We start from the raw sequence: 22,960 nt of genomic DNA, 5'->3' as shown, positions 1-22,960 counted from the left end.
TGTTGTATAATATTAGGGCAAGAGGGATTTGGTGATTTTTGTCGAATGTAATTATGGTATAATCAAGATTGTTTTGTAAATTTTGTAACTGCTTTTAGCGGTGTTAGGAGTTACCATGAGATCATTGTCCCGAGAAGAAATTGATATAAATGAGGAGAAAAAAGCGAATAAATTATTTATTATTTTATTTTATTTTATCTATATTTTTTTCGAGGTTTATAGGAATTTCATCAGACCGTTACTAGATATTGCTGGAGAAGAAATAATATTTAGAAGTCAAACTATGATGGCAACTACTATTGTATTTTATATAGTAATTACATCATTGTTACCTATTTCAGTATGGCTTACTAGAAATAAACGCCCCTTTTCAATCAAGTATCTATACTTCAGCGTATTTTTTCTAGGCATTTTGGTAACTGAAATACTAAGATATTATGGCAATTCTGATACTTATGCGAGTGGTAGTCCTGTTGAATTGTTTTTTGTGCTATTCGCACCAATTTATGTAAATAGAGTTTATTATCTTGTCGTTGCAATAGGATTTGTGTGCAAATATTCCTTTATGGGATTTTTTACACTTTCACCTGAAGTTACTTTTCCCATTGTTCTTTTAGTTTTATTTTCAACTGTTACGTTTATTATTCTTAATAGATTCAAAACCTATTTGAGAACTGTTGAAAAATCATATGAACGTGCTGGACACAATGAAAAGTTAGCGTTCATTGGTCAAATCGCCACAAGTGTTACACATGAGATTAAGAATCCTTTAACTTCTTTAAAAGGATTTGTTCAACTTCAAGAATTGGAGCAACACTACAACCCTAAATATTCCCAAATAATGTTGCAAGAATTAGAGAGATTAAATATTATTGTCAATGATTTGATGGTGCTAGGAAAACCACAAGCGTTAAAGTTAAAGTCAGTTGAATTAATTAATTGCCTCTCATATGTTATTAACCTTGTTCAGCAGCAAGCCGATAATAATCATATAACTATCTGTTTTGATTATGATGAGAAACAGATATATATTTCGGGCGAGGACGTTAGACTAAAACAGGTTTTTCTAAATGTTTTGAAAAATGCGATGGAGGCAATGCCTGATGGTGGAGAAATTAAAGTTAAGGTAAGGCAAGAAGAAAAGTGGACAACTGTTCAAATTGTAGATAGAGGGATTGGGATACCTGAAGAAGAGATTCCTAACCTAGAAAAAGCTTTCTATTCTACTAAAGAAAATGGGACAGGACTTGGATTAATGGTTAGCTATCAGATTGTCGAAGAACATAGAGGGAGAATTGATGTTGAAAGTGAAATTGATATAGGGACAACTTTTTCAGTTCATTTTCCAACTCCTAAAATTATGTGAAGTTGAGAGGTTTAAAGTATGCCTAAATTTTCAATAAATCCAATAGCCATTCAAGAAGAGGAAAGAGCTATAAAACTTTTTATGATTTTGTTTTACATAGTTACTTTTTCTTATGATGTTATATATGGTGTCATTTTATCTAAATTTATTTTGGGGCAGTCCCCAGCTTATTATTCGCTTGGCCCAGGTTATATACTAATTCTAATGGAACTAATTTTATTTCCAATAGCTATCTATCTTCTTAAACGAAGAGAAGCATTTAAAATAAAGTACTATTATTTCACTACAGTCGTAGGTTTTTCGTTAATAGGCGAAATTTTCATCTATTTATCAAATGATATTCCTTACCGTTCAGGCGGTATAGCCGAACTTTTCTTTGTACTTACTTCACCACTTTTTTTAAATACAAGATATTTTTATATTGTCACGTTTGGTATTATAGCTAAATATTCAATTTTACTAATTACATTAAATGAGAGAGCAGTAGAAATAATTATACCGCTAATTTTAATATCGCTCTTTTCGATTGTGTCTTTCATTTTACTAAATCGTTTTAAAAGTTATGTGAACGCTATATCTCTATCTTATGAAAATCAGCTTGAGGGCATAGTTAAAGGGATTGTGGCCACACTAGAGTTGAAAGACCCATACACAAGAGGGCATAGTGAGAGAGTTGCTCATTATTCACAGTTGCTTGCAAAAGAAATGAAGCGATTCGATAGTGGTGAGCTGCAGTCTTTTAATTATGCTTGCTTACTGCACGATGTTGGAAAAGTTCATATACCTGATCACATATTAACAAAGCCTACAAGACTATCTAAAGAAGAATATGACATCATTAAAACGCATCCTTCTGTTGGAGAAGAGGCACTGAGAGGCATGAAAGGATTAGAGGGTTGCCTGGATGTCGTAAGGTCCCACCATGAAAGGTGGGATGGAAATGGGTATCCAGATCAACTTGAAGGGAGCACAATTCCCTTGCTTGCTAGAGTAACAGCTATTGCAGATGCCTTTGATGCAATGACTTCAACAAGGTCCTATCGCCCTGCAATGGATCCTGACAAAGCATATTTGCAAATACTTAACGGTAAAGGTACACAATTTGATCCGAATTTAGTGGAAGTTTTTGGGGAAGTTTATCCAGAGTGGGTTGCTTTTCATTCAACATACGAATTTAAAGCTCCCCTTTCATCAAATATTCTCGAATGAGGTTTTATACAGGATAGAGGGAGGTGAATTATATGAAGATTCGTAAATTGAAGTCTGTTAAGGTGACATGCTGGTGGTGTCCATGGAGACCATATTAAATGGATTAAAGAAGCAGGTACATTCCTGCTTCTTTTTTACTAATGAATGATCGAGGTGCAAAGTTCATGAACAATCATTCGGTTGTAAAAACTGTTCCGCTTCATTGTTATACAAATAAGAAAACTTTTATAGTCGAAAATATTCAAAGTGAAGAATATTTTGAAATGCCAGGTGTTTGTATTGAAGCTATAGAGCTTTTAAATCAAGGTAAATTCCTTCAAGAAATCCAAGTTCAGCTAGAAAACACCTATCACAATGAAGATGTTGATATCTATGATTTCGTAACTCAACTTTGCGATTTGAATTTAATAAGTATAATCGATGGTCAGCAATTCAATGTTGAGGAAGAAAATACAAAAAGCAAAAAATCTTTGATTAATGATATCCCTAGTAGTATAGGGAAGATCTTTTTTAATAGTATTTCTTATTTAATTTATGGAACTATCTTATTAGCAAATATTTACCTTCTTTTTAAATCTCCTGAACTAATTCCAACGTACAAGGATTTTTTTGTGTTTGATAGTATGGTATTTAACGTGCTCTCGATGATGTTAGTATCAATTTTCTTCGCAATGTTACATGAATTTGGACATATAATTGCAGCTCGATCATTCGATATTCCAACCAATTTAGGTGTTAGTAATCGTTTGTTTCTCATTGTTTCCGAGGCGGATATGACCCATGCATGGAAACTCTCTAAAGCTAAGAGGAATATTTTATATTTAGGTGGTTTATGTGTTGATAATCTTTTTTTATTTTTAGCGTTAATAAGTCAAATTTACTGGACGGGACCATTGATTGTTGAAGCATTTTTTGCCTTAATAGTCTTTGATATATCAATAAAAATCATTTATCAATTCTGCATTTATATGAAAACAGACTTTTATTATGTTATTGAAAATAGCACTGGTTGTCATAATTTAATTGAAAACTGCAATTATTATCTTCTCAGGAAAATTCCTTTTATTAATAGTGGAAAAGCGAATGATATTTTTAAAGGAGAAGAAAGAATTGTTCGATGGTATAGTTTATTTTATTTCTGCGGGGTCTTGGTTACACTGCTAGTATTCTTGGGATTTATAATACCTCAAATTATCTTCTCTTTGACTTTGACAGTTCCAAACTTGTTTTTAAGCTTCTCAGATCCAATGTTTTGGGATGCTTTGTTATTTGTTATGCAAATAGTCTTATGGTCGGTACTAATAGTCTTTTCTCTCTATAAAAAATATGTTTTAAGGTGATAACAAATAGAGATTCTTTCTACTTCCCGACACACTTCACACAATCTCCCGGGAAATAAGGTGAAATTACGACAAATATCAAACAATATCAAAAACATCCCATATTTATGCATTGACCCTCATCTCTCGTTACAATAAGACTATAAACAAATCAAAAGGGAGAAAGGGTGACCGGGGAATGGGTTACTATGATGAACAAGAAAGTACGAGAACAAATCGGCAGAAGCGAGGCATGAGTTGGTTCCTACCAAGTACATTTGGTGCGGTTGTAGGAGCATCTATTATGCTTGTAGCAAGTCCAATTGTTTCAAATATAGATCAGCCTGGATCAGATCAGGCTGCAGTAACAACGACTGCGGAAGGCGTTACTGCATCAAATGTTTCTTATAACGTATCTTCAGATATTACATCGGCTGTCGAAAAAGCTCAGGATGCTGTTGTCAGCATTACGAGCTACCAGGAGGGTGGCTTTTCGCTTGAAGACCCATCAGGTCAGTCAGGTCAGGCAGCTTCATCGGGTTCAGGGGTTATTTATAAAAAAGAGAATGGGAAAGCGTTCATTGTGACAAATAATCATGTGGTGGAAGGTGCTTCTTCTGTAGAAGTAACTTTAAGCAATGAGAAGAAAGCAGAAGCGAAAGTGCTCGGTACAGATCCTTTAATGGACCTTGCTGTACTTGAAATCGATGGCAGCGACGTTGAAAGTGTTGCTGAATTCGGCTCATCGGAAAGCTTGAAGACGGGTGAACCAGCCATTGCTGTAGGGAATCCACTTGGTTTCCTTGAAGGATCTGTTACGCAGGGGATTGTCAGCAATCCAAACCGCACCATTCCAGTAGATCTTGATAAAAATGGCCAGCCAGATTATGAAGCAGATGTTATTCAAACAGATGCTTCGATTAATCCAGGTAATAGCGGTGGTGCTCTGATCAATATTAAAGGTCAATTAATCGGTATTAACTCATCAAAAATTGCAGAAACAACGGTTGAAGGTATTGGCTTTGCTATTCCGATTGATGATGCTCAGCCTATTATTGAACAGCTTGAGGAAACTGGCGAAGTGAAACGTCCTGTTATGGGAGTCACACCTGCTTCCCTTTCTGAAGTACCTGCTCAGTATTGGACCGGTACACTAAACCTACCTGAAGATATTGAAGGTGGCGTTGTATTGATGGGGATCTCGCCAAACTCACCAGCTTCAAAAGCTGGATTGAAAGAAAAAGATGTCGTTGTGAAGCTGGACGATACAGAAATAAAGGATTCTGCAGATCTCCGCAAGTATTTGTACTCAAACAAAAAAGTTGGGGACAAGATGGAAGTCACATTTTATCGCGATGGTAAGCTTCAAACTGTTACAATGTCACTCGCCAATCAAAATGGTTTATAAAGTTTAAAAACCGCCTTCGGGCGGTTTTATTGTTTAACTAGGGAATTGGTCGATAGAATGTGAGAGCTTACTGTTTTCAACTGCACCAATGACAAAAAGAAACATATAAACACCAAAAACCCTCTGAACACTAGGCGTCCAGAGGATTTTTGGTGTTTATATGTTTAGGATCGCTACTTGAAACTTTTGTGAGTAAATATAAAATTGGGGTATCAAGAATGGCGAGCCCCATTTTAATAACAAATTGCGAAAGAATCATGATCCAGATGTTAGGAACTGTTCCAATGAAGGCAATTGTGATGAATATCGTCGTATCAAGAAACTGTGAGACGAACGTGCTAACATTGTTCGGCATACTTAACTACAGCAGCCGGGATAACAAAGCTTCCAATCATCACCACTTTTCCTGCAAGAACGTTTGCAATCACAATGGAAGTGGCAAAAAGCACGTTAAACAGGACTAGATTTCGGTCGATGAGCTGATTCGTCCTGTTATGATGTAGCTTTCTCTCGAACTGCTGTTGTTTTTAATTCAATTCCACCACGAGCTGATTGGTAGACAGTAATTGTCACTTTTAATGGATTAATGGCATAGACAACGTCATCAGCGATACGTGCTGCGAGTGTTTCACAAAAGCTACCTTCGTCACGATAAGACCAGAGGTAGAATTTCAGGGATTTAGACTCGATGCATTTCGCATCCGGAGCGTATGAAATCTCAACACGTCCAAAGTCAGGTTGTCCTGTTTTCGGGCAAACTGCTGTAAATTCAAGTGCGTTAAACGTAATTTCCTGTACGTTTGGCGCATCAAATGCTTCATTCTTAATAACTTCTCTTGCTTGCTCTACACTTTCCGGGCGCGGCATAGGACCGGAAGATGGAAGCCATGCTTTATCCATGCTATTCATTTAAATTCCTCCTTTAGTTTTGATGAAGCAGGAAGGTTACGAACTGCTGTCATACAACGCTGTCTATTATAACAGAGGCGCTTTATGATGCGAAGAAGGAAGTTCGTGTTAAATTTTTTAGTTTAGCTTTTAGCATAAAGGGAAAGAAAAAACTAGCTAAGAAAACAATGAAAGCCAATAGGAGGAATAGTCATGCAAACAACGACAACGACAGTTAAAGAACAGAAGAACGGTAAGCTTGTTAAAGGTATTCTAGTAGGTGCAATTGTAGGTGGAGCCGTTGCCATGCTTGATTCTACAACTAGAAATAAAGTACGCTCAACAGCAGGCAATGTAAAAAATTCATCCAGAGGTTTTTATACACGAGTAAAAGAAAATCCAGGTGAAGTAAAGGATGACTGGATGGATCGTATTCAATCAGCTTCTTCTGTCTTGAAAGAAGCCATGAATGATGCACAGTCACTCTATGAAAAAGTAAATGACGAAGTAGTTGATCAGGTTAATCAGGTGAAAGAAGATTCGACTGATGTGATTTCGACTGCAAGAGAAGCGGGAGAAGACTTGAAGGATATCGGAACTAAAGTGAAAGATGCAGGACAGGAAGTAACTGATTCCAGCGAACAAGGCTATGAGCCAACAAATACCCCTGGAAGTGAAACAAGAACACCAGGAAGCACAACAACCAGCCCGAAAACAAATTCTGGACTAAATGAAAGAATCTAAAAAAGACGCCTCGGCGTCTTTTTTTTGCGTTTTTTATTACCAATGATAAAAAGAAGTATAAACAACACGACAATCAGTGCAAATCCTCCGCCATATCCACCCATAGGTAATCCCTTCAGTATTGTGCGTTCGTTCCATATTAGCGTATGTGGAGGGAAGGAGATGGGGAAGTAGGCAAACGCACAAGTTGGGTTGTTAGACTGAATAATTAATGGTGCAAGCAGGACCTGGAAAGTCGGTGAAAATCGCTTTGCACCCCATCTTTTTAAAAGCGGCGATCTGGGTATTGTCATTAACTGTAAAAACTCGAACTGGGATGGAATGGAATTTTGTGTTTTTGAGTAAATGTTCGTCTACGGCCTGCCATTCAATGTGAATACCATGAGCCCCAATTTTTTTAACATATTCCCATGGATCGACTAACTTTTCCATCAGGAGGATCGCAGTTTCAATTTGAGAATCCCTTTGGATGGTTCGTTGTACACTATAGTGATTGAATGAAGATATAATACAGCGGTCGCGCATTTGATAATTAGTAAGAAGAGCAATAACTTTTTCTTCAATTCCAGGATACACGAAATATCCTGTCTTCAATTCTATGTTTACGATTAAGTTGGTAGAAGAAAGCCAGATTAGAACGTCCTCGAGACGTGGAATTCGCGTGCCTTGAAAACGGCTTGAAAAGGATTGCCCTGCATCAAGTCGAATGATTTCCTCATATTGAAAGTCTTTCACCCAACCGATGCCATTTGTTGTCCGATCAACTCGTTCGTCATGAATAACGACAGGAATACCGTCTCGTGTTAATTGAACGTCTAGTTCAATTCCCTGTGCTCCTGCTTTATGTGCAGCTTGAAAGGAAATGAGTGTATTCTCAGGATGTGTGCCGGGTGATCCTCGATGACCAAAAATAGATATAGGAGAAGCCATATGTCACCTCTTTCTATCATTACCAATAGGTTCACACCTTATAGTATTCGATTCGATTTTAATATTCCCTTTGGAGGTTTTTGTTTTTAGACCAAAATAGGTATTCGAAGGGATAATGGGCATAGAAGTTAAATAGGAATAGAAGGAGGGGATTCATAATAAAGGGAAGCGGATTGCCTCTCTCCCATGCCCATGAATTTAAGGGAGGAGTGGAGAAACGTAAAAATCATACTCATGGCTATCTTATTGGGTTCAGTTTTCCTGTGAATGGAACGGATCATGACCAGCACGTGCACCGCGTCGAAGGGATTACGATTAGGGAAGAAAGACACCAGCACAGGTATAGTGTTCAAACAGGACCTCCAATCCCTCTTCCGGGCGGAGGGCATTATCATTTATTTGGTGGTGAAACGTTTTCGAAAGAAGAGCATGAACATTATTTCTCAGGGCGAACTGGAAAACCATTAGGAAGCTACCCTGATGATTGGTAAATAGAAAAAGAGGTGGTGCACACACTGCCTCTTTTCTACATTTTAATATCACGTTTGTTTTGATAAAACGTAAACGCAAGTGCGCCAATTAAAATCGTTCCTTTAATAATATCCTGAGCGTAGTAGGGCACATTCAACATTGTGAGGCCGTTAAGAAGAATGCCAATTAACACTGCTCCGACAAATGTACCAAATGCATTTGGTTTTCCGGCTCCAAGAACGGAATAACCGATGAGTGCAGCCGCAACACCATCCATTAGAAGTGGGGCTCCAGCGGAAACCTGGCCGGTGCCAATACGAGAAGCTAGCACAATGCCTGCGATCCCAGCGAATAATCCACTAAGCACGTAAGCGAGGGTGCGATACGCTTGGACAGGTACACCTGAAAGTCTTGCGGCTTCCCGATTGCTACCCGTCATATAGAGGAGGCGTCCAGCCCTTGTGAAGGTGAGGAAGAGGTGGACTAGAATAACGCAGGCAATCATGAAAATAGCGGGAAACGGAATGCCGGCTATTTCTCCCTGACCGATAAACAGAAAGGAAGGGATGAACTTTCCCGGTGCTGTTGTGCCGTCACCCATTGGCATATTATTGTATATTGAAAAGCCCTTTGTATAGGTGAGTTGGATCCCATTTACGATGTACATGACGGCGAGGGTTGCAAGAAGATCTGGGATTTTTATTTTAATTGTGATGAACGCGTTGATGAGCCCAACTAGAATCCCTAGTATGATTGGAATCAATAAGGCAACAAGCAATTCCTGTCTGTACCATACAAGGACAGAGGCGCTTGCTACTGTCGCAAGACTTACCGTTGAGCCTACAGAGAGGTCAAACCCTCCAACAATTAGGGTAAACGTAACACCAAGTGCAACAAGCGTAACGATCGAGATTGATCGCAAAATATCTGCAAAGTTGCTGTAGGTGAGGAAACGATCGTTTACTATGGTAAAGATGAGAATGAGTGCAAAAATAACGAGCAATGTACCATATTTCACAAAAAAGCTAGTTAATTTATCTTTCAATGGTAAAGCAACTCTGATAGATTCAGACTCTACCAGTTCAGCTGTTGATTTCATATTTCTGACCTCCAGTTGCTGCTTGCATAATGGCTTCGTGATTCATATCCTTATCTGTTAAGGTAGCAGTTATTTCTCCGTCGTACATCACAAGGATCTTATCCGAGATATCAAGGAGTTCATCGATTTCACTTGAGAAGTAAAGAATGCCTTTCCCTTCGTCAGCAAGATGTCTGATGAGTCCTAGTACTTCTGATTTAGCTTTGACATCAATGCCCTTTGTTGGTTCATCAAATAGAAACACTTTTCGATCATCAAAAAGCCATTTCCCGATAGCAGCTTTCTGCTGATTTCCCCCGCTCAAGTGATGCAGGGGTTCTTCAGGTGAAGGGGTTTTGATACTGAGTTGTTCAATTTGTTTCAAAGAAAAATCCTGTTCCTTTTTCCGATTAAGGAACCATGTAGAGTGTCTCTTTAATGAAGGGAGTGTAAGATTGTCAGATACTGAAAAATCGAGCAGGATCCCTTCTTTTCTTCGTTCTTCTGGTACGAGGCACAGTCCAGCTTTAATGGCGTCTACCGGAGAGCGAAAGGCGTAGGACTTGTTGTTGATGTGCCATTTTCCTTTCGTACCTGGAACAGCTCCAAAAAGGGATAAAGCCGTTTCGGATTTTCCTGCACCAACGAGACCTGCGATACCGATGATTTCCCCCTCGTTTAATAAGAGATCAATTGTTCTTCCTGTTTGAGGCACCTGTATTTGTTCCGCTCGAAACAGGGCGCGGGTTGTGGCAGACCATTTCCGATCTTCCTTTTTGGTTAAGCTCGATCCAATCATATGAGTAATGATTTCGTCTGAGGAGATGGAAGTGGTGTTTGATGTTAAATGAACCTTTCCGTCGCGAAGAATTGTAAATCGATCACTGATCTCCTGAATTTCGGGCATACGATGTGAAATATAGATAATGCCAACGCCGTTTTCTTTTAACTTGTGAATGAGTGTAAACAATAAAGCTGTTTCTTCAGAGCTAAGTGGTGCTGTTGGTTCGTCCAGGATAAGATAATGAACCTTTTGAGCCATGGCACGAGCGATAAGAATGAGCTGCTTTTCCGAAAGTGAACAGTCTGAAACAATCTGATTTGGATTCAGGTTAATCCCAAGAGATTGGAGCAATGATATGGTTTTCTTATTTTGTTTTCTTGATGAATGGATGGCGAAAGGGGACTGATTAACAGTGTCTGCCCAGATATTTTCTGCCACGGTAAGGGCCGGGAATAGGGCTGTGTCGACTTCCTGAACGACCATACCAATCCCTGCTTTTTTCGCATCAGCAGGTGCATGAATAGTAAGCGGTTTATCATTCAGTGAAATGGTGCCGCTATCCTTCGTGTAGTCCCCACAGACAATTTTCATCAATGTGCTTTTTCCAGCACCATTCGTTCCCAGAAGAGCATGTACTTCCCCAGATTGAATGGTTAAGGAAACATCCGTTAAAACAGGGATGTTTCCAAATGATTTTGAAACGTTCTGAATCGCTAGCTTGCTCATTTTGTTTCCTGCTCCGTCAATTTTTCCATCCATGGTGAAGTGGCAGCCTCAGAGGAGCCCCAGTCGTCAACATACTTACCGAGAGCATCCATTGAAATGGTTTCCTCAGGTAAATCTGACTGCTTCACAAGGTGGGGGTCAAGAGAAAAGATTTCTGGAGTTTCTTCACCCGCTATTTTTTGATAAACGAAGCGAACTTGAACACGCCCTACTTCGGCTGGATCCGTTGCAGCTGATGAAACCCATGGGCTATTTTCTTTTTGCATCATTTGTAAGTCTTCATCGCTCATGTCTATTCCATAAACCTTAATTTCTTCTCTACCAGCCTGCTCAATGGCTCGTGTTGCTCCTTTAGCGAATTCATCCCATGGAGCAAAAACAGCATCAATATCCCCTTTGTTTGGATACTGTTTGAGGATCGCTTCCATTTGCGTCTGAGTATCAAGTGCTGTATTAGCGCTTGCTGTTCCGAATTTGGCTATTTCTTTAATATTCGGGTAGCGTTCCTGAAACGCTTCGTAAATCGCGTTTCGGCGTTCCATCGGTGCAAAACCGCCGACCCAAACATAGACAATTTCACCTTCACCATTTAAATCCTGTGCAAGTGTCTTTAACGTATCCCACGCAAGGCTATAGTCATCCTGATCAATGACGGTTACGCCAGGGACGTTAATATCACTATCGAAAACAACTACAGGAATCCCTTTCTCAACCGCTCTCTTTACCCCGGGCTCAAGGGCATCTGCTCGTCCATGATCGATTAAAATGCCGTCAACTTCCTGGTTAATCGCTGTTTCAAGATGAGTCGCCATTTTAGCAAGGTCATTGTCAGCATTATAGACCTGAACGCTTCCGCCGAACTTCTCGACCTGATCTTCTACGCCCTGTATATACTGAGATGAAAATGTTCCTAGTGATGCCTGCATAATGGCTGCAATTTTAATCGGTTTTTGCACCTCTTTAGGAATGTCTGATGAGACTTCTGATGCGGGAGCGGCTGCTTCAGTTGTAGTGTTTTTAGCTTCGGGTTTTGCCTCGGGTTCACTAACAGCATCCTGTTCACTCGTGCATGCAGCAAGTACAAATAGCAGTAAAGTAGCTAGAATAAGTCCAATAGGCTTCATAATTGTGCCTCCATCGTTCAATAATTTGGCTGATAAGTCAGGTGTTCAAGGTTTTCTTTGTATGGTGAACGGATAATGCCATGCTCCGTAATGATCCCTTCGATCAATTCATTTGGTGTCACATCAAACGCAGGATTAAATACATTAATGTTAGATGCAGCCACTCTTTCACCCTGCCAGTGTGTTATTTCTTCTGAACTTCTTTCCTCAATCGGAATGTCTTCTCCGCTTGCAATTGAGTAATCGATTGTTGAGAGAGGAGCTGCGATAAAAAAGGGAACATTGTAAGCCTTAGCAAGGTGTGCAAGCCCCAGGGTGCCAATTTTATTAGCCGTATCACCATTCTCGACAATTCGGTCCGCGCCTACGATCACGGCAGCAATTTTCCTGGTTTTTAATACGTGAGCTGCCATGCTGTCGGTTATAAGTGTGACATCAATGCCAGCACGCTCTAATTCCCATGCAGTAAGCCTTGCTCCTTGAAGAACTGGCCTGGTTTCAGTAGCAATGGCAGAGATGGAAAGTCCTTTTTCTTTGGCGAGATGAAGAGGGGCAAGTGCTGTTCCGTATTTAGTGGTTGCGATACCACCTGCATTGCAGTGAGTGAGAATTGTGTCTCCGTCTTTCAAGAGCTTAAGGCCATGCTCACCGATGCGCTGGCAAATTAACTCATCCTCCCGATGGATCGTAACTGCTTCATTTCGGATAGCTTCTTTCATTTTCACGACTGATGTTTCAGTGAGTCCGGCTCGTAATACCCGATCAATGGCCCAGAAAAGGTTCACAGCGGTAGGACGAGCTGAAGCAAGGTAATTTCGCTGCTTCGTTAATTCGGTTTTAAAGGTTGAAGGTGATTCGGATTGAAACTGCTGACTCCAGAGAACTAGACCGTATGCAGCTGCAATTCCAATAGCAGGAGCGCCACGAACGGCAAGTGCTGCAATGCTGTTCCAGACATCTTCAATCGCTGCTTGTTTAATAAACACTTCTGTATGTGGCAGCTGGCGCTGATCGAGTAGTAAAAGGTGATCGCCTTTCCATTCGATCGGTGAGACGTTCGTCATTTATAACTCCCCCTTGATGAACGTGATGTAATCTTGAATAGATGTAATGTCGTTTCTTCTCAGAACAAGCTGCTTACCAAGTCGAAGTGCCTGCTTTTCAACAGATAGCTTTACGCCGATATCCTTAATGCGATCAATATCTTCAACGTGTGCCAGTCCAATTGTTCTACGAATGATTTTACAGCCAGCAAACCCGACACTATCAACAAGAATCGATTGAAGCAGCCCATCGAGGTAGTGCTCAGAATAGCGATTCTCAGAAACAAGATGTACACTCCAGAGATCGCGGAAAGTTGATTCGAAGGTGCTCCAGACTTCATCGATGACATTGAAAAGGAACGCTTCATACTTGTCTTTTTCCTCCTCAGTTCTGTGTCCTTTCTGAGAGAGAATACTGAGTGCAATGTTCGCAATAAATGCTCCCACATCAAATCCAGCTGGACCATAGAACGCAAATTCAGGATCAATAACTTTTGTCGAGCTCTCTGTGACAAAGATGCTTCCGGTATGCAGATCACCGTGGAGAAGTGCTTCGCCTTTTGTTAGAAAAGCATGTTTAAGCGCAGCAATTTCTTTCAAAAGCACATCGTCGTTCCAGAGGGCTTCTACATCTGTTCTTATCGGTTCAGAAAAACTGTTGCTCTCAGCATTATAAAATGGATCTGTAAAAACGAGAGTTTCAGTAATCCCACATAAATCAGGATTGATAAATTTTTTAGCAAGCTCTTTCTTACGGGCTGGACCAAGACCGTAGTCTGAGGTGAAGAAGAGTGTATGTGCAAGATATGTACCAACGTCTCTCGCAAGCTTTGGATAGACCTGTCCGTCAATTAGTCCTTTTCTGAGGATGGTATGGCTGGATAAATCCTGCATAACGGTTGCAGCCTTTTCGGTGTCATGCAAGTAGACAACAGGAGCAAGTTCAGGAACAAGCGAGTAAGCTTGCTTAAGTGCTTCACTTTCGATGCGAGAACGATCAAGCGTAAGCGGCCAGGATTCACCAACGACCTTTGCGTATGGCAATGCCTGTTTCACAATCCAGGCATCACCTGTTTTCCGCTTCTGGACATGAAAAACATAATTTAAATTTCCATCCCCAATCTCCTTTACATTGACAGTGGTCGAGCCATCTAGTATACCGTGCTGTTCCAAAAAGTGAACGACCGATTCCTCCGTAAAAGGCGTATATCCTGTCGTACTACTTGTCATTGTAAATCCCCCTCAAATAAATGAATTCTTAGTATCTATTAAGCAATAAAAAAAGCCTCTTTCCGAAGAAAGAGGCTAGAAGACATAGAAGCTTCGTAGCTCTTATCTTCCAGAACAAAAATCATTCTGTTGGAAGTAGCACCGTGCCATTCAGATCAGTAAAGCGAATTGATCAAAATAGAAGGTCGGTTGCTGGGCGTCATAGGGCCAAATCCCTCAGCCTGCTCTTGATAAGAGAAAGTTATGAATTTTATAATTTTTTGTGCTTGAGATGTATCTTACAGAGAATTCCCAAGGGTTGTCAACATTATTTCGAAAATTCGTTATAAATATCCGGGCGGCGATCTTCAAATACGGGAATTCGAGTCCGAATTGAAGATATTTCTTTTTCATCAATCGATCCCACTAAAATGGTTTCTTCCGTTCCTCCTTCAGCTAGTACAGTTCCCCATGGATCGATGATGAGGGAATGACCGCCAAATACATTGTCTGGATCTGAACCAACTCGATTACAGGCGATAACGTAACACTGATTTTCAATGGCACGGCTAATTAACAGCGCGCGCCAGTGGTCTGTTCGCTGTTCTGGCCATTCTGCAGGAACGAATAGAACCTGCGCACCTTCAACGGCATGAAGGTGAAGCCACTCTGGAAAGCGAATATCATAACAGATGAATCCAGCACATGGAAGGTTTTCAAGTGTGAAGTGACTTTTCGTATTTCCTGAAACAAGATACTTTTCTTCGTTCATCAGTCTAAAAAGGTGAGCTTTACTATATTCGTGCACAAGCTGACCATCTCGATCAAAGACAAGCATCGTATTGGTAACCTCTTTCTCATGACGTTTTGCGATAGAGCCACCAACAATACTAACGGAATGTTTGTTTGCGAGATTCGAAAGAAATTTAATTGATTTCGTTGCGTCAACGTCGCCAATTTCATCAAGTCTTGATAAATCGTAGCCAGTAGACCATAATTCAGGCAACACGATAATATCTGGCTGTTGACTCGCAGCTTCAGAAACGAGCTGTTCAACCTTCTCGAAATTCTTTTCAGGATCACCAAAAGCAATATCAAATTGCAACAGGGTAAGCTTTTTCATTGAATCTTCCTCCTCAAGCTTTTAGAAAATTTACTTTACATGATTGTGTATCCAAGATAACATAACTTACTAGAATTTCACGAAAATTTTAACAGGATGTGATTGACTTTGAAACACTTTGAACCATCAGAAGCACTTAAGCGGCTACCAGAACAATTTTTTGCAAAGCTTGCCGGGAAGGTAAATCATTATGTTGAAGCGGGGTATGACATTATTAACCTTGGTCAGGGGAACCCGGATCAGCCAACTCCTCAGCATATTATCGAATCACTACAAAAAGCTGCTGAAAAGCCCGCTTATCACAAATATCCACCCTTTCGTGGACAGCCTTTTTTGAAAAAGGCTGCAGCTGATTTCTATAAGCGTGAGTTCGGGGTCGATCTTGATCCTGAAAAAGAAGTGGCTGTACTATTCGGGGGGAAAGCTGGTCTTGTTGAGGTTAGCCAATGTTTGTTAAATAAAGGTGATCTGGCATTGGTTCCTGATCCAGGCTATCCTGATTACTGGTCGGGAGTAGCGATGGCGGAAGCAGATATGCACATGATGCCGTTACAAGAGCAGCATGATTTTCTACCGGATTATGAAGGGATTCCTGAGGAAGCACTTGAAAAAGCAAAACTTATGTTCTTGAATTACCCAAACAATCCGACAGCCGCACAGGCGACAGATGCCTTTTTCGATGAAACTGTTGCATTCGCGAACCGACATGACATTTGTGTTGTACACGATTTCGCTTATGGTGCTATTGGGTTCGATGGAAAAAGGCCAGTGAGTTTTCTAGAAACAGAAGGAGCGAAGGATGTAGGCATTGAAATTTATACGCTTTCGAAGACATACAATATGGCTGGATGGCGCGTAGGCTTCGCAGTCGGAAATCCATCTGTTGTTGAAAGCATTAACCTATTACAGGATCACTTTTATGTTAGTTTGTTTAGTGCTGTTCAAGAGGCAGCTGCAGAGGCGTTACTAGGTTCTCAATCTTGTGTAAGAGAGCAGCGCGACACGTATGAATCTCGTCGTAATGTACTGATTAAAGGATTGCACGATATTGGCTGGAATGTGAAAGCGCCTGCAGGCTCCTTTTTTTCCTGGTTAAAAGTACCCGATTCTTTTACTTCAGAAGAATTTGCCGATTATCTTCTTGAGCATGCGCAAATTGTGGTAGCACCTGGAAATGGCTTTGGAGAATATGGTGAAGGGTATGTACGCGTAGGACTGCTTACGTCGGAAGAAAGGCTTAAGGAAGCCGTGGAACGAATAAAAAGGCTCGAACTTTTTTGAATTCAGAAAAATCAAAAAAGGGATTGACAGTTTTTAGTGAGTCTGGCATAATTCGAATCAATTAATCTAATAGCAATACTCTTATCCAGAGAGGTGGAGGGACGAGCCCTGTGAAGCCCGGCAACCGATTTTCAAGTTTACTTGAAAACACGGTGCTAATTCTCGGCAGCAAAAGCTGGAAGATAAGAGGAGGAGCATAATGATTCAGGCCTCTTCCTCAGGAAGGGGCCTTTTTGTATGCGAATAAATCAGCAAGCAATTACGGTTGATCGAGCGAAAGGGATGACCAACATGGGAAATGTAATTGCCACGTATCTTGTAAAAGGCGATAAGAATTTATCACAGCGTGCAGAATCGATAGCGCTGGGACTGACGATCGGAACGTGGACCGATTTGCCTCAGCTTGAGAAAGAACAGCTTATAAAGCATAAAGGAGAAGTAGTTCGAGTCGGAGAGAAGGATGGAGATGGCATTATTGTTATTTCTTACCCTGCGCTTAACTTTAGTCCGGATCTTCCAGCCATACTGACAACAGTGTTCGGAAAATTGTCTCTAGATGGTGAAATTAAGCTCATTGATCTGGTTTTTTCAGAAGATCTTCTTAGACACTTTCCGGGTCCATCCTACGGAATTGGCGGCATTAGAAAGCTAACTGGCGTGAGGGATCGCCCCCTATTAATGAGCATCTTCAAAGGGGTTATTGGAAAGCCGCTTGATGAGCTGGTTCTACAAATGAAGCAGCAGGCGCTTGGCGGAGTAGATTTTGTTAAGGATGATGAAATTTTATTTGAAAATGATTTAACACCACTTGAAGAACGCGTCCCTGCCATGAAAAAGGTTCTGGATGAAACGGCAGAAGAGACAGGTAAGCGCACACGCTATGCCGTTAATTTAACTGGGAGAACGTTCGGTCTGAAAGATAAGGCTAAGCGAGCCATTGAACTTGGAGCTGATGCATTATTGTTCAATGTTTTTACATACGGATTAGACTCGCTGGAGTCACTTGCTGAAGATCCTGGAATAACCGTGCCAATAATGGCCCACCCTTCCTTTTCCGGAGCAATTGCAGGCTCCAGTTCATATGGACTCAGTTATTCATTGTTACTTGGTAAATTACTTAGAATAGCAGGTGCAGATTTTTCATTATTTCCATCGCCTTACGGAAGTGTTGCTCTCGAACGAAAAGAAGCGCTCGCTACGGCGACAGCTCTAACTGAAACATCATCATTGCGAGAAACCTTCCCGGTCCCATCAGCAGGCATTCATCCGGGTTTAGTACCATTGCTAATAAAAGATTTTGGAATAAACAGCGTTATCAATGCCGGTGGTGGCATTCATGGTCATCCTGGTGGAGCATGGGCAGGTGGAAAGGCATTTCGAGATGCAGTTCACGCCGTTTTATCTGATAAGTCTCTTGAAGATGCTGCAGAAGAGAGCGAAGAGTTAAAGGCAGCTCTTACGAAATGGGGAATGGCGGAGGCGGTACGATGAAAAAGCAAGTGATTTTTTGTGATTTTGATGGCACGGTCACGAACGGCGATAACATCATTTCACTGATGAAGAAGTTTGCACCAGATGAATGGGAACAGATCAAGGATCAAGTCCTTGATCAAACGCTCTCGATCAGAGAAGGAGTAGGGGCGATGTTTAGCTTAATCCCCTCAACCCTGCATGATGAGCTACTTAATTACTTGTTAAAGACGACAGAAATCAGACCTGGATTTGAAGAATTTGTTGCGTACACGAAACAGGAGGGGATTGATTTATACATCGTAAGTGGTGGGATTGACTTTTTTGTCTATCCACTTCTCGCCCCGTTTGATATTCCAGAGGGTCACATCTTTTGTAACGGTAGTGATTTTTCAAGCGAGACCATTACGATTACCTGGCCGAACCGCTGTGAAGATGACTGTCAGAATGACTGCGGTTGCTGTAAGCCTAGTATATTGAACCGTTTTGGTGATGAGTTTGAACGGATTGTTATTGGTGATTCTATTACGGATTTAGAAGCATCCAAGTTAGCTGACAGAGTGTATGCGAGAGATTATTTGTACGAGAAGTGTGCAGAACTTTCTATTCCTGCTGTCCCATTTGAAACGTTTTTCGATATTATTCAGCATGTGAAAGAAGAAAGGGCGGGGAGCCATGTTGCAGGAACGCTGGGAAGAACTAGCTGATATTAAAGACGATTTGGCAGAAAGAGATTGGTTTCCAGGAACGAGCGGGAACCTATCGATCAAGGTGAATGATGATCCGCTTCAATTTCTTGTTACAGCAAGTGGAAAAGACAAGCGAAAGCGCACAGCGGAGGACTTTCTTCTTGTCGAAGGAGACGGGAAACCAGTAGAGAAAACCCATCTCAAGCCGTCAGCCGAAACGCTTATTCATAAGGAAATTTACAAACAAACAGATGCAGGCTGCTGTCTTCATGTGCACACAGTAGACAACAATGTGATTTCAGAGCTTTATGCAAGAGAAGGCGAAGTTAGTTTTCAGGGCCATGAACTAATTAAAGCGTTTGGGCTCTGGGAGCAGGATGCTGAGATCAGGATCCCTATTATAGAAAATTCCGCTGATCTTTCAGTGCTTGCTGAAGATGTTAAGAATGTAATAACGCATAAAACAAAAGCTGTTTTAATGAGAAATCATGGCATTACGGTTTGGGCAAAAACTGGTTTTGAAGCTAAAAAGTATCTTGAAGCGTTTGAATTTCTATTTCGTTATCAGCTGAAATTGAAAAGTTTCCAGACAGTTGTAAATTAATCTACTTCAAGGAGGAATAAATAATGGCGGTTATTAAAGTGAGAAATACAAATGAAGTGATTGAGGGAAATGAGAAGGTAAGTGCTTTTTTAAAAGAAGAAGGGGTATTGTATGAACACTGGGTTGTAGCGAAATTACCTGAAGAGTTAAAAGGGAATTGTCACGTGACAGATGAGCAAAAAGATGAAATCCTTGCCGTTTTTGATCCCGAGATTCGATCACTTGCTGAGCGTAATGGATACGGTAGTTGGGACGTAGTGGCACTTTCTGAACAAACTCCTGACATCGAGAACCTCTTGAAGAAATTTGAACAAGTACATGTTCATACGGAAGATGAAGTGCGAGCGATTACAGCAGGGCATGGTATTTTTGTGATCAAAGGTCATGGCGAAACAGGCTATTTTGATGTGGAGCTCGACCCAGGGGATGTGATTTCCGTTCCTGTTGATACCCCACATTTCTTTACTTTAATGGATGATCGCCAGGTTGTCGCTGTTCGCCTTTTCATCGATCCATCAGGCTGGGTTGCCCATCCTTATGAAGAAAAAGAAAGTGTGCAATAAGTTAGAGCCGCGATCATTCGCGGCTTTTTCTCTTACATTTAGCAGTAGGTTAAGAGCGAGGTTAAATCCTCCCAACCGAATGCGGTCTCACGGAGTACTTTACCACCAATCATAGTTTCTTCTTCGGCGACGCGGATAGGATTAAAATGTTGATAGAATTGTGAGGCAGGATTACCATTTAATACCCATACAACCATCGAGTGAAAACCGTCTTTCTTGAGCTGTTCAGCAACGTGGCAAATCAAGTGTTTGCCAGCACCCATTCCCTGCGCTTCTTCTAATATATAAATGGCATACAGCTCTCCATCATAATGATATTTCTTACTTCTGTTCTCTCCTCCATTCGCAAATCCGACAATACGGTTTTGCTCATTAACGGCAACGAAGATCTTGTTCCCTTCTTCCATACTTTTTCGCCAGCGTGCTTCGCGTACTTGCACATCAAGATTATTCAAAAAAACCTCAGACACCAGGCTCTGGTACGTCGTTTTCCAGCTATTCACATGAACCTCAGCAATTGCAGCGGCATCGTTTAGATTGGCAATTCTTATTTCCATCTTACCCCTCCTGATGAATGTGGACTCTTCTATCCCACCCTTAACGGGCAGTGAAAATCCCCTCTAATGGAAGTTTCACTTTATATGCTTTCTTTTCTAGAAAAAGGGAATGAATCCTGCCAGTCGAATTAGTAAATTAGTAGGATCAATAGAAAGGAAGGATGACAATGAGGGAATTTAATTTTGAATTGGATGGCCAGTGGATACATGGGGTGAAGTGGGGAGCACCTGATAGGCAACTGATTATCTGTCTGCATGGTTTAACCAATAATGCTCTGGGGTTTATCGAAATGGCTGAGGAATTAGAGAAGAATTATCATATCATTGCCTTTGATTTACCAGGTCATGGGCAGACCGCCCCTTTTGCTAAAGAAGAAGACTATGGGTTTACTATTTTGTCTGCCTGGCTTGATAAGGTAGTTTCTTCTATTAGTAATAGGCCGTTTCTATTAATTGGTCATTCGTGGGGAGCGGCATTGGCCCTTCATTATACAAATCACTATCATCACAAAGTAAAAGGTATTGTGATGATAGATGGTGGATATGTTCAGCCTTCTGACGGTTCAACAACACTTCAAACACATCTTGAGAGAGTGACGAATTGGGTAACTGAAAATCAGTTTAATCGAATAGAAGAATACGAGGAAAAAAAGAAAGGTGAAATTGGAAGGTGGAGCGAGGGTATTAAATGCATGGTTCATGCTGATATGATTCAGGATGGAAATCGGGTAAAGATGAGGTCGGATGAAGGAACGGTGAGAGCTATAATGAAAGCGCTCTATACAGAACCATTCCGTGATATCCTGAGTGAAATCCATGCTCCAGTGTATCTACTACGAGCAACGCTTCCAGAAGAAGAAGAGCGAATCAGACTTAATGCAACGGATCTCCTTAGAATGAATTTAAAAGGTGATTGCCGCATTCAAGCAGTTCCACAGGCCGGCCATGTTCTGCACTGGCAAAATCCAGAGGATGTAATCCTTTCAGTTAACGGATGGCTCAATGGCCAGAAAACAACTAGCATTTAGGAAGATTCCCCCTTCTAAGGGGGATATCTTAAACGGCTTTAGGTAATGTAATCGTCACTTCTGTACCTTCGCCTTCCTTACTCTTGATGCAAAACTCACCTTGATGTCGATCGATGATTTGTTTACAAATAGACAGCCCTAGGCCTGTTCCGCTTTCCTTTGTCGTATAAAAAGGAGAGCCCAGCTTATTCAATTCTTCATGAGGTATTCCTATTCCATTGTCTTTGATTTTAATACGCAACATGTCCTCTACCTCTTCAGCTATAACAGTAATTTCTCCATCCTCAGTAATCGCTTCCATAGCATTCTTTATTAAGTTGATGAATACCTGTTTAATCTGATTACTTTCACAATACACATTTGGTAGCGTTGCAGGATAATCTTTCTTTAAGACGATCGATTTCATATTCGCCTGGCCATTAAGAAGTTCAATTACCTCATCAAGAATGTGATCAATTCCATGACTGCTAAAATTTGTTTTTTGAGGTTTCGCAAGAATCAAAAACTCATCGATGATTTGTTCAATTCGATGGAATTCTGAATCCATCACTTGAATGTATCGTTCGATATCTTGATCGGTGTTTTTAACGTGGATGAGCTTAAGAAATCCTTTCAAAGAGGTAAGAGGATTTCTAAGTTCATGCGCGATGCCGGCAGCAAGCTGACCAACAACGGATAGTTTTTCCGAATGAATCATATGTTCCTCGTTTATTCGTTTCTCAGTTATGTCCCGGGCTGCTCCAATTAATCTTGATACAGAACTACCTTCTATCATGGGAACAAGGGTGATTTCAAAGACTCTGTAACCCTGTTTAGGAAAGGTATACCCTTCTTCAAAATGGATGGTTTCTTTTCGAATAATAACCTCTTGAAACCGTCTAATCGCTTGCATTCCCTGATCAACGCCTAGAAAATCTTCAATTCGCCTCCCCGATATCGATTCTTTTGAAGTTCCATAGTTTGCTAAATAGGCTTCATTAACTGCTTCAATCTCATAATGATGCACATCGACCACTTTAATGAAGAAAATGAGATCGGAAATATGGTGAAAAATTAAGTCTAAATAAGTAGTAGCTAACTTGCTTCCCTTTTCCATAGAAATCCCCCATAATCTGCTTTTTAAAATAGCACTAATTGGATATTTCTACAGGATATGCATATACCCTTTTAAAAATGTGCGTTAAAAGTAAAAGAGTGTAACATAATGGCGAATGAGAGAGTCGCTGCATTTCTTTCTCTAGCTAAATCTTCAGATGGAAGAACATTGCAATCTTATTCAGTATGCTATAAAGTTAGGAGAAGTGTTTTTGAACTTATTAAACTGTTATTTCATATGGAGGGACGAT

25 protein-coding genes and 2 riboswitches are annotated in these 22,960 nt (G+C 40.6%); of the genes, 13 read left to right on the top strand and 12 right to left on the bottom strand.

The genetic code is table 11. From position 1 onward, the window contains the following. The first annotated feature begins 115 nt into the window (after window positions 1-115). From ABFG93_RS07800 to ABFG93_RS07785, 4 genes are all read left to right on the top strand, one after another. Window positions 116-1,366 carry an ATP-binding protein gene (locus ABFG93_RS07800; RefSeq protein WP_347552066.1) on the top strand — a complete coding sequence of 417 codons (1,251 nt, stop codon included), beginning with the start codon at window positions 116-118 and terminating at the stop codon, window positions 1,364-1,366. Between the two features lie 18 nt (window positions 1,367-1,384). Beyond that, on the top strand, window positions 1,385-2,575 hold the full coding sequence (locus ABFG93_RS07795) for an HD-GYP domain-containing protein (protein WP_347552064.1): 1,191 nt from the start codon (window positions 1,385-1,387) through the stop codon (window positions 2,573-2,575). Window positions 2,576-2,739: 164 nt separating this feature from the next. Beyond that, window positions 2,740-3,915 carry a hypothetical protein gene (locus ABFG93_RS07790; RefSeq protein ID WP_347552062.1) on the top strand — a complete coding sequence of 392 codons (1,176 nt, stop codon included), beginning with the start codon at window positions 2,740-2,742 and terminating at the stop codon, window positions 3,913-3,915. A gap of 178 nt (window positions 3,916-4,093) precedes the next feature. Then, a complete protein-coding gene (locus tag ABFG93_RS07785) occupies window positions 4,094-5,302 on the top strand; it encodes a S1C family serine protease (RefSeq protein WP_347552060.1) in 1,209 nt (402 codons plus the stop codon). Window positions 5,303-5,432: 130 nt separating this feature from the next. On the opposite strand, the gene ABFG93_RS07780 is transcribed toward ABFG93_RS07785, so the two are convergent. Next, a complete protein-coding gene (locus ABFG93_RS07780; RefSeq protein WP_347552784.1) occupies window positions 5,433-5,597 on the bottom strand; it encodes a hypothetical protein in 165 nt (54 codons plus the stop codon). On the opposite strand from ABFG93_RS07780, the gene ABFG93_RS07775 reads away from it, so the two are divergent. Beyond that, window positions 5,521-5,766: a hypothetical protein gene (locus tag ABFG93_RS07775; RefSeq protein WP_347552923.1), complete on the top strand. Its 246-nt coding sequence runs from the start codon at window positions 5,521-5,523 to the stop codon at window positions 5,764-5,766. The two genes, ABFG93_RS07780 and ABFG93_RS07775, sit on opposite strands and share 77 nt — an antisense overlap. A 28-nt stretch (window positions 5,767-5,794) precedes the next feature. On the opposite strand, the gene queF is transcribed toward ABFG93_RS07775, so the two are convergent. Next, window positions 5,795-6,211, bottom strand: a complete 417-nt coding sequence (queF, locus tag ABFG93_RS07770) for a preQ(1) synthase (RefSeq protein WP_347552059.1) — start codon at window positions 6,209-6,211, stop codon at window positions 5,795-5,797. A 192-nt stretch (window positions 6,212-6,403) separates the two neighbouring features. Here queF and ABFG93_RS07765 point away from each other — a divergent pair, with 192 nt between their 5' ends. Next, the gene (locus tag ABFG93_RS07765) at window positions 6,404-6,934 is read left to right on the top strand and encodes a YtxH domain-containing protein (protein ID WP_347552057.1); all 531 of its coding nucleotides are present in this window, start codon (window positions 6,404-6,406) and stop codon (window positions 6,932-6,934) included. Here the strand turns inward: ABFG93_RS07765 and ABFG93_RS07760 are convergent. Both ABFG93_RS07760 and ABFG93_RS07755 read right to left on the bottom strand, forming a co-directional pair. After that, window positions 6,931-7,038, bottom strand: coding sequence for a YjcZ family sporulation protein (locus ABFG93_RS07760; RefSeq protein WP_347552055.1), 108 nt, complete (start codon window positions 7,036-7,038; stop codon window positions 6,931-6,933). The genes ABFG93_RS07765 and ABFG93_RS07760 overlap by 4 nt on opposite strands. Before the next feature lie 91 nt (window positions 7,039-7,129). Then, entirely contained in the window at window positions 7,130-7,864 is a 735-nt protein-coding gene (locus ABFG93_RS07755) for a glycerophosphodiester phosphodiesterase (RefSeq protein WP_347552053.1), read from the bottom strand. A gap of 209 nt (window positions 7,865-8,073) precedes the next feature. Here ABFG93_RS07755 and ABFG93_RS07750 point away from each other — a divergent pair, with 209 nt between their 5' ends. Next, window positions 8,074-8,355: a YmaF family protein gene (locus tag ABFG93_RS07750; RefSeq protein WP_347552051.1), complete on the top strand. Its 282-nt coding sequence runs from the start codon at window positions 8,074-8,076 to the stop codon at window positions 8,353-8,355. 35 nt (window positions 8,356-8,390) lie between these two features. Here ABFG93_RS07750 and ABFG93_RS07745 read toward each other — a convergent pair whose 3' ends face one another. The 6 genes from ABFG93_RS07745 to ABFG93_RS07720 all read right to left on the bottom strand — a co-directional run bounded on the left by ABFG93_RS07745 (window position 8,391) and on the right by ABFG93_RS07720 (window position 15,422). Further along, a complete protein-coding gene (locus ABFG93_RS07745) occupies window positions 8,391-9,434 on the bottom strand; it encodes an ABC transporter permease (RefSeq protein WP_347552049.1) in 1,044 nt (347 codons plus the stop codon). Next, window positions 9,418-10,923 (bottom strand): sugar ABC transporter ATP-binding protein, encoded by a 1,506-nt coding sequence (locus tag ABFG93_RS07740; protein WP_347552047.1) that lies wholly within the window; start codon window positions 10,921-10,923, stop codon window positions 9,418-9,420. The genes ABFG93_RS07745 and ABFG93_RS07740 overlap by 17 nt, the downstream gene beginning before the upstream one ends. After that, a complete protein-coding gene (locus tag ABFG93_RS07735) occupies window positions 10,920-12,047 on the bottom strand; it encodes a sugar ABC transporter substrate-binding protein (protein WP_347552045.1) in 1,128 nt (375 codons plus the stop codon). Before ABFG93_RS07735 ends, ABFG93_RS07740 begins: the two co-directional genes overlap by 4 nt. 17 nt (window positions 12,048-12,064) lie before the next feature. Further along, a complete protein-coding gene (gene mtnA, locus ABFG93_RS07730; protein ID WP_347552043.1) occupies window positions 12,065-13,111 on the bottom strand; it encodes an S-methyl-5-thioribose-1-phosphate isomerase in 1,047 nt (348 codons plus the stop codon). Then, entirely contained in the window at window positions 13,112-14,320 is a 1,209-nt protein-coding gene (gene mtnK / locus ABFG93_RS07725; RefSeq protein WP_347552042.1) for an S-methyl-5-thioribose kinase, read from the bottom strand. A gap of 99 nt (window positions 14,321-14,419) precedes the next feature. Beyond that, window positions 14,420-14,557, bottom strand: a riboswitch (SAM riboswitch). A gap of 70 nt (window positions 14,558-14,627) precedes the next feature. Next, the gene (locus ABFG93_RS07720) at window positions 14,628-15,422 is read right to left on the bottom strand and encodes a carbon-nitrogen family hydrolase (RefSeq protein WP_347552040.1); all 795 of its coding nucleotides are present in this window, start codon (window positions 15,420-15,422) and stop codon (window positions 14,628-14,630) included. 108 nt (window positions 15,423-15,530) lie between these two features. Between ABFG93_RS07720 and ABFG93_RS07715 the strand changes: the two genes are divergently transcribed. From ABFG93_RS07715 to ABFG93_RS07695, 5 genes are all read left to right on the top strand, one after another. After that, entirely contained in the window at window positions 15,531-16,703 is a 1,173-nt protein-coding gene (locus ABFG93_RS07715; protein ID WP_347552038.1) for a pyridoxal phosphate-dependent aminotransferase, read from the top strand. 78 nt (window positions 16,704-16,781) lie between these two features. Continuing rightward, a riboswitch (SAM riboswitch) is annotated at window positions 16,782-16,892 on the top strand. Window positions 16,893-16,994: 102 nt separating this feature from the next. Beyond that, the gene (locus tag ABFG93_RS07710; RefSeq protein ID WP_347552783.1) at window positions 16,995-18,194 is read left to right on the top strand and encodes a 2,3-diketo-5-methylthiopentyl-1-phosphate enolase; all 1,200 of its coding nucleotides are present in this window, start codon (window positions 16,995-16,997) and stop codon (window positions 18,192-18,194) included. Beyond that, window positions 18,191-18,880: a 2-hydroxy-3-keto-5-methylthiopentenyl-1-phosphate phosphatase gene (locus tag ABFG93_RS07705; RefSeq protein WP_347552036.1), complete on the top strand. Its 690-nt coding sequence runs from the start codon at window positions 18,191-18,193 to the stop codon at window positions 18,878-18,880. Before ABFG93_RS07710 ends, ABFG93_RS07705 begins: the two co-directional genes overlap by 4 nt. Beyond that, on the top strand, window positions 18,849-19,466 hold the full coding sequence (locus ABFG93_RS07700; RefSeq protein WP_347552034.1) for a methylthioribulose 1-phosphate dehydratase: 618 nt from the start codon (window positions 18,849-18,851) through the stop codon (window positions 19,464-19,466). Before ABFG93_RS07705 ends, ABFG93_RS07700 begins: the two co-directional genes overlap by 32 nt. 23 nt (window positions 19,467-19,489) lie before the next feature. Beyond that, window positions 19,490-20,029, top strand: a complete 540-nt coding sequence (locus ABFG93_RS07695; protein ID WP_347552032.1) for an acireductone dioxygenase — start codon at window positions 19,490-19,492, stop codon at window positions 20,027-20,029. Window positions 20,030-20,067: 38 nt separating this feature from the next. Here the strand turns inward: ABFG93_RS07695 and ABFG93_RS07690 are convergent, their stop codons facing one another. Further along, entirely contained in the window at window positions 20,068-20,586 is a 519-nt protein-coding gene (locus ABFG93_RS07690) for a GNAT family N-acetyltransferase (RefSeq protein ID WP_347552031.1), read from the bottom strand. A gap of 167 nt (window positions 20,587-20,753) precedes the next feature. On the opposite strand from ABFG93_RS07690, the gene ABFG93_RS07685 reads away from it, so the two are divergent. Further along, the gene (locus tag ABFG93_RS07685) at window positions 20,754-21,614 is read left to right on the top strand and encodes an alpha/beta fold hydrolase (RefSeq protein WP_347552029.1); all 861 of its coding nucleotides are present in this window, start codon (window positions 20,754-20,756) and stop codon (window positions 21,612-21,614) included. A 28-nt stretch (window positions 21,615-21,642) separates the two neighbouring features. Here the strand turns inward: ABFG93_RS07685 and ABFG93_RS07680 are convergent, their stop codons facing one another. Then, entirely contained in the window at window positions 21,643-22,710 is a 1,068-nt protein-coding gene (locus ABFG93_RS07680; protein WP_347552027.1) for an ATP-binding protein, read from the bottom strand. Between the last annotated feature and the right edge of the window lie 250 nt (window positions 22,711-22,960).

The sequence above is a fragment of the Pseudalkalibacillus hwajinpoensis genome (genome assembly GCF_039851965.1).
GTDB lineage: Bacteria > Bacillota > Bacilli > Bacillales > Guptibacillaceae > Guptibacillus > Guptibacillus hwajinpoensis_E.
This window is presented reverse-complemented; position numbering and strand designations above follow the sequence as displayed.

Bases quoted from the DNA above. Each gene is read 5' to 3' on its own strand.
- ABFG93_RS07760 (WP_347552055.1), bottom strand. From the start codon at position 7,038: ATGGGTGGATATGGCGGAGGATTTGCACTGATTGTCGTGTTGTTTATA.
- ABFG93_RS07695 (WP_347552032.1), top strand. From the start codon at position 19,490: ATGGCGGTTATTAAAGTGAGAAATACAAATGAAGTGATTGAGGGAAAT.
- ABFG93_RS07790 (WP_347552062.1), top strand. From the start codon at position 2,740: ATGAACAATCATTCGGTTGTAAAAACTGTTCCGCTTCATTGTTATACA.
- ABFG93_RS07735 (WP_347552045.1), bottom strand. From the start codon at position 12,047: ATGAAGCCTATTGGACTTATTCTAGCTACTTTACTGCTATTTGTACTT.
- ABFG93_RS07800 (WP_347552066.1), top strand. From the start codon at position 116: ATGAGATCATTGTCCCGAGAAGAAATTGATATAAATGAGGAGAAAAAA.
- mtnK (WP_347552042.1), bottom strand. From the start codon at position 14,320: ATGACAAGTAGTACGACAGGATATACGCCTTTTACGGAGGAATCGGTC.
- ABFG93_RS07690 (WP_347552031.1), bottom strand. From the start codon at position 20,586: ATGGAAATAAGAATTGCCAATCTAAACGATGCCGCTGCAATTGCTGAG.
- ABFG93_RS07755 (WP_347552053.1), bottom strand. From the start codon at position 7,864: ATGGCTTCTCCTATATCTATTTTTGGTCATCGAGGATCACCCGGCACA.
- ABFG93_RS07685 (WP_347552029.1), top strand. From the start codon at position 20,754: ATGAGGGAATTTAATTTTGAATTGGATGGCCAGTGGATACATGGGGTG.
- ABFG93_RS07680 (WP_347552027.1), bottom strand. From the start codon at position 22,710: ATGGAAAAGGGAAGCAAGTTAGCTACTACTTATTTAGACTTAATTTTT.
- ABFG93_RS07775 (WP_347552923.1), top strand. From the start codon at position 5,521: ATGGCGAGCCCCATTTTAATAACAAATTGCGAAAGAATCATGATCCAG.
- ABFG93_RS07765 (WP_347552057.1), top strand. From the start codon at position 6,404: ATGCAAACAACGACAACGACAGTTAAAGAACAGAAGAACGGTAAGCTT.
- ABFG93_RS07795 (WP_347552064.1), top strand. From the start codon at position 1,385: ATGCCTAAATTTTCAATAAATCCAATAGCCATTCAAGAAGAGGAAAGA.
- ABFG93_RS07710 (WP_347552783.1), top strand. From the start codon at position 16,995: ATGGGAAATGTAATTGCCACGTATCTTGTAAAAGGCGATAAGAATTTA.
- ABFG93_RS07720 (WP_347552040.1), bottom strand. From the start codon at position 15,422: ATGAAAAAGCTTACCCTGTTGCAATTTGATATTGCTTTTGGTGATCCT.
- mtnA (WP_347552043.1), bottom strand. From the start codon at position 13,111: ATGACGAACGTCTCACCGATCGAATGGAAAGGCGATCACCTTTTACTA.
- ABFG93_RS07700 (WP_347552034.1), top strand. From the start codon at position 18,849: ATGTTGCAGGAACGCTGGGAAGAACTAGCTGATATTAAAGACGATTTG.
- ABFG93_RS07740 (WP_347552047.1), bottom strand. From the start codon at position 10,923: ATGAGCAAGCTAGCGATTCAGAACGTTTCAAAATCATTTGGAAACATC.
- queF (WP_347552059.1), bottom strand. From the start codon at position 6,211: ATGAATAGCATGGATAAAGCATGGCTTCCATCTTCCGGTCCTATGCCG.
- ABFG93_RS07705 (WP_347552036.1), top strand. From the start codon at position 18,191: ATGAAAAAGCAAGTGATTTTTTGTGATTTTGATGGCACGGTCACGAAC.
- ABFG93_RS07745 (WP_347552049.1), bottom strand. From the start codon at position 9,434: ATGAAATCAACAGCTGAACTGGTAGAGTCTGAATCTATCAGAGTTGCT.
- ABFG93_RS07785 (WP_347552060.1), top strand. From the start codon at position 4,094: ATGGGTTACTATGATGAACAAGAAAGTACGAGAACAAATCGGCAGAAG.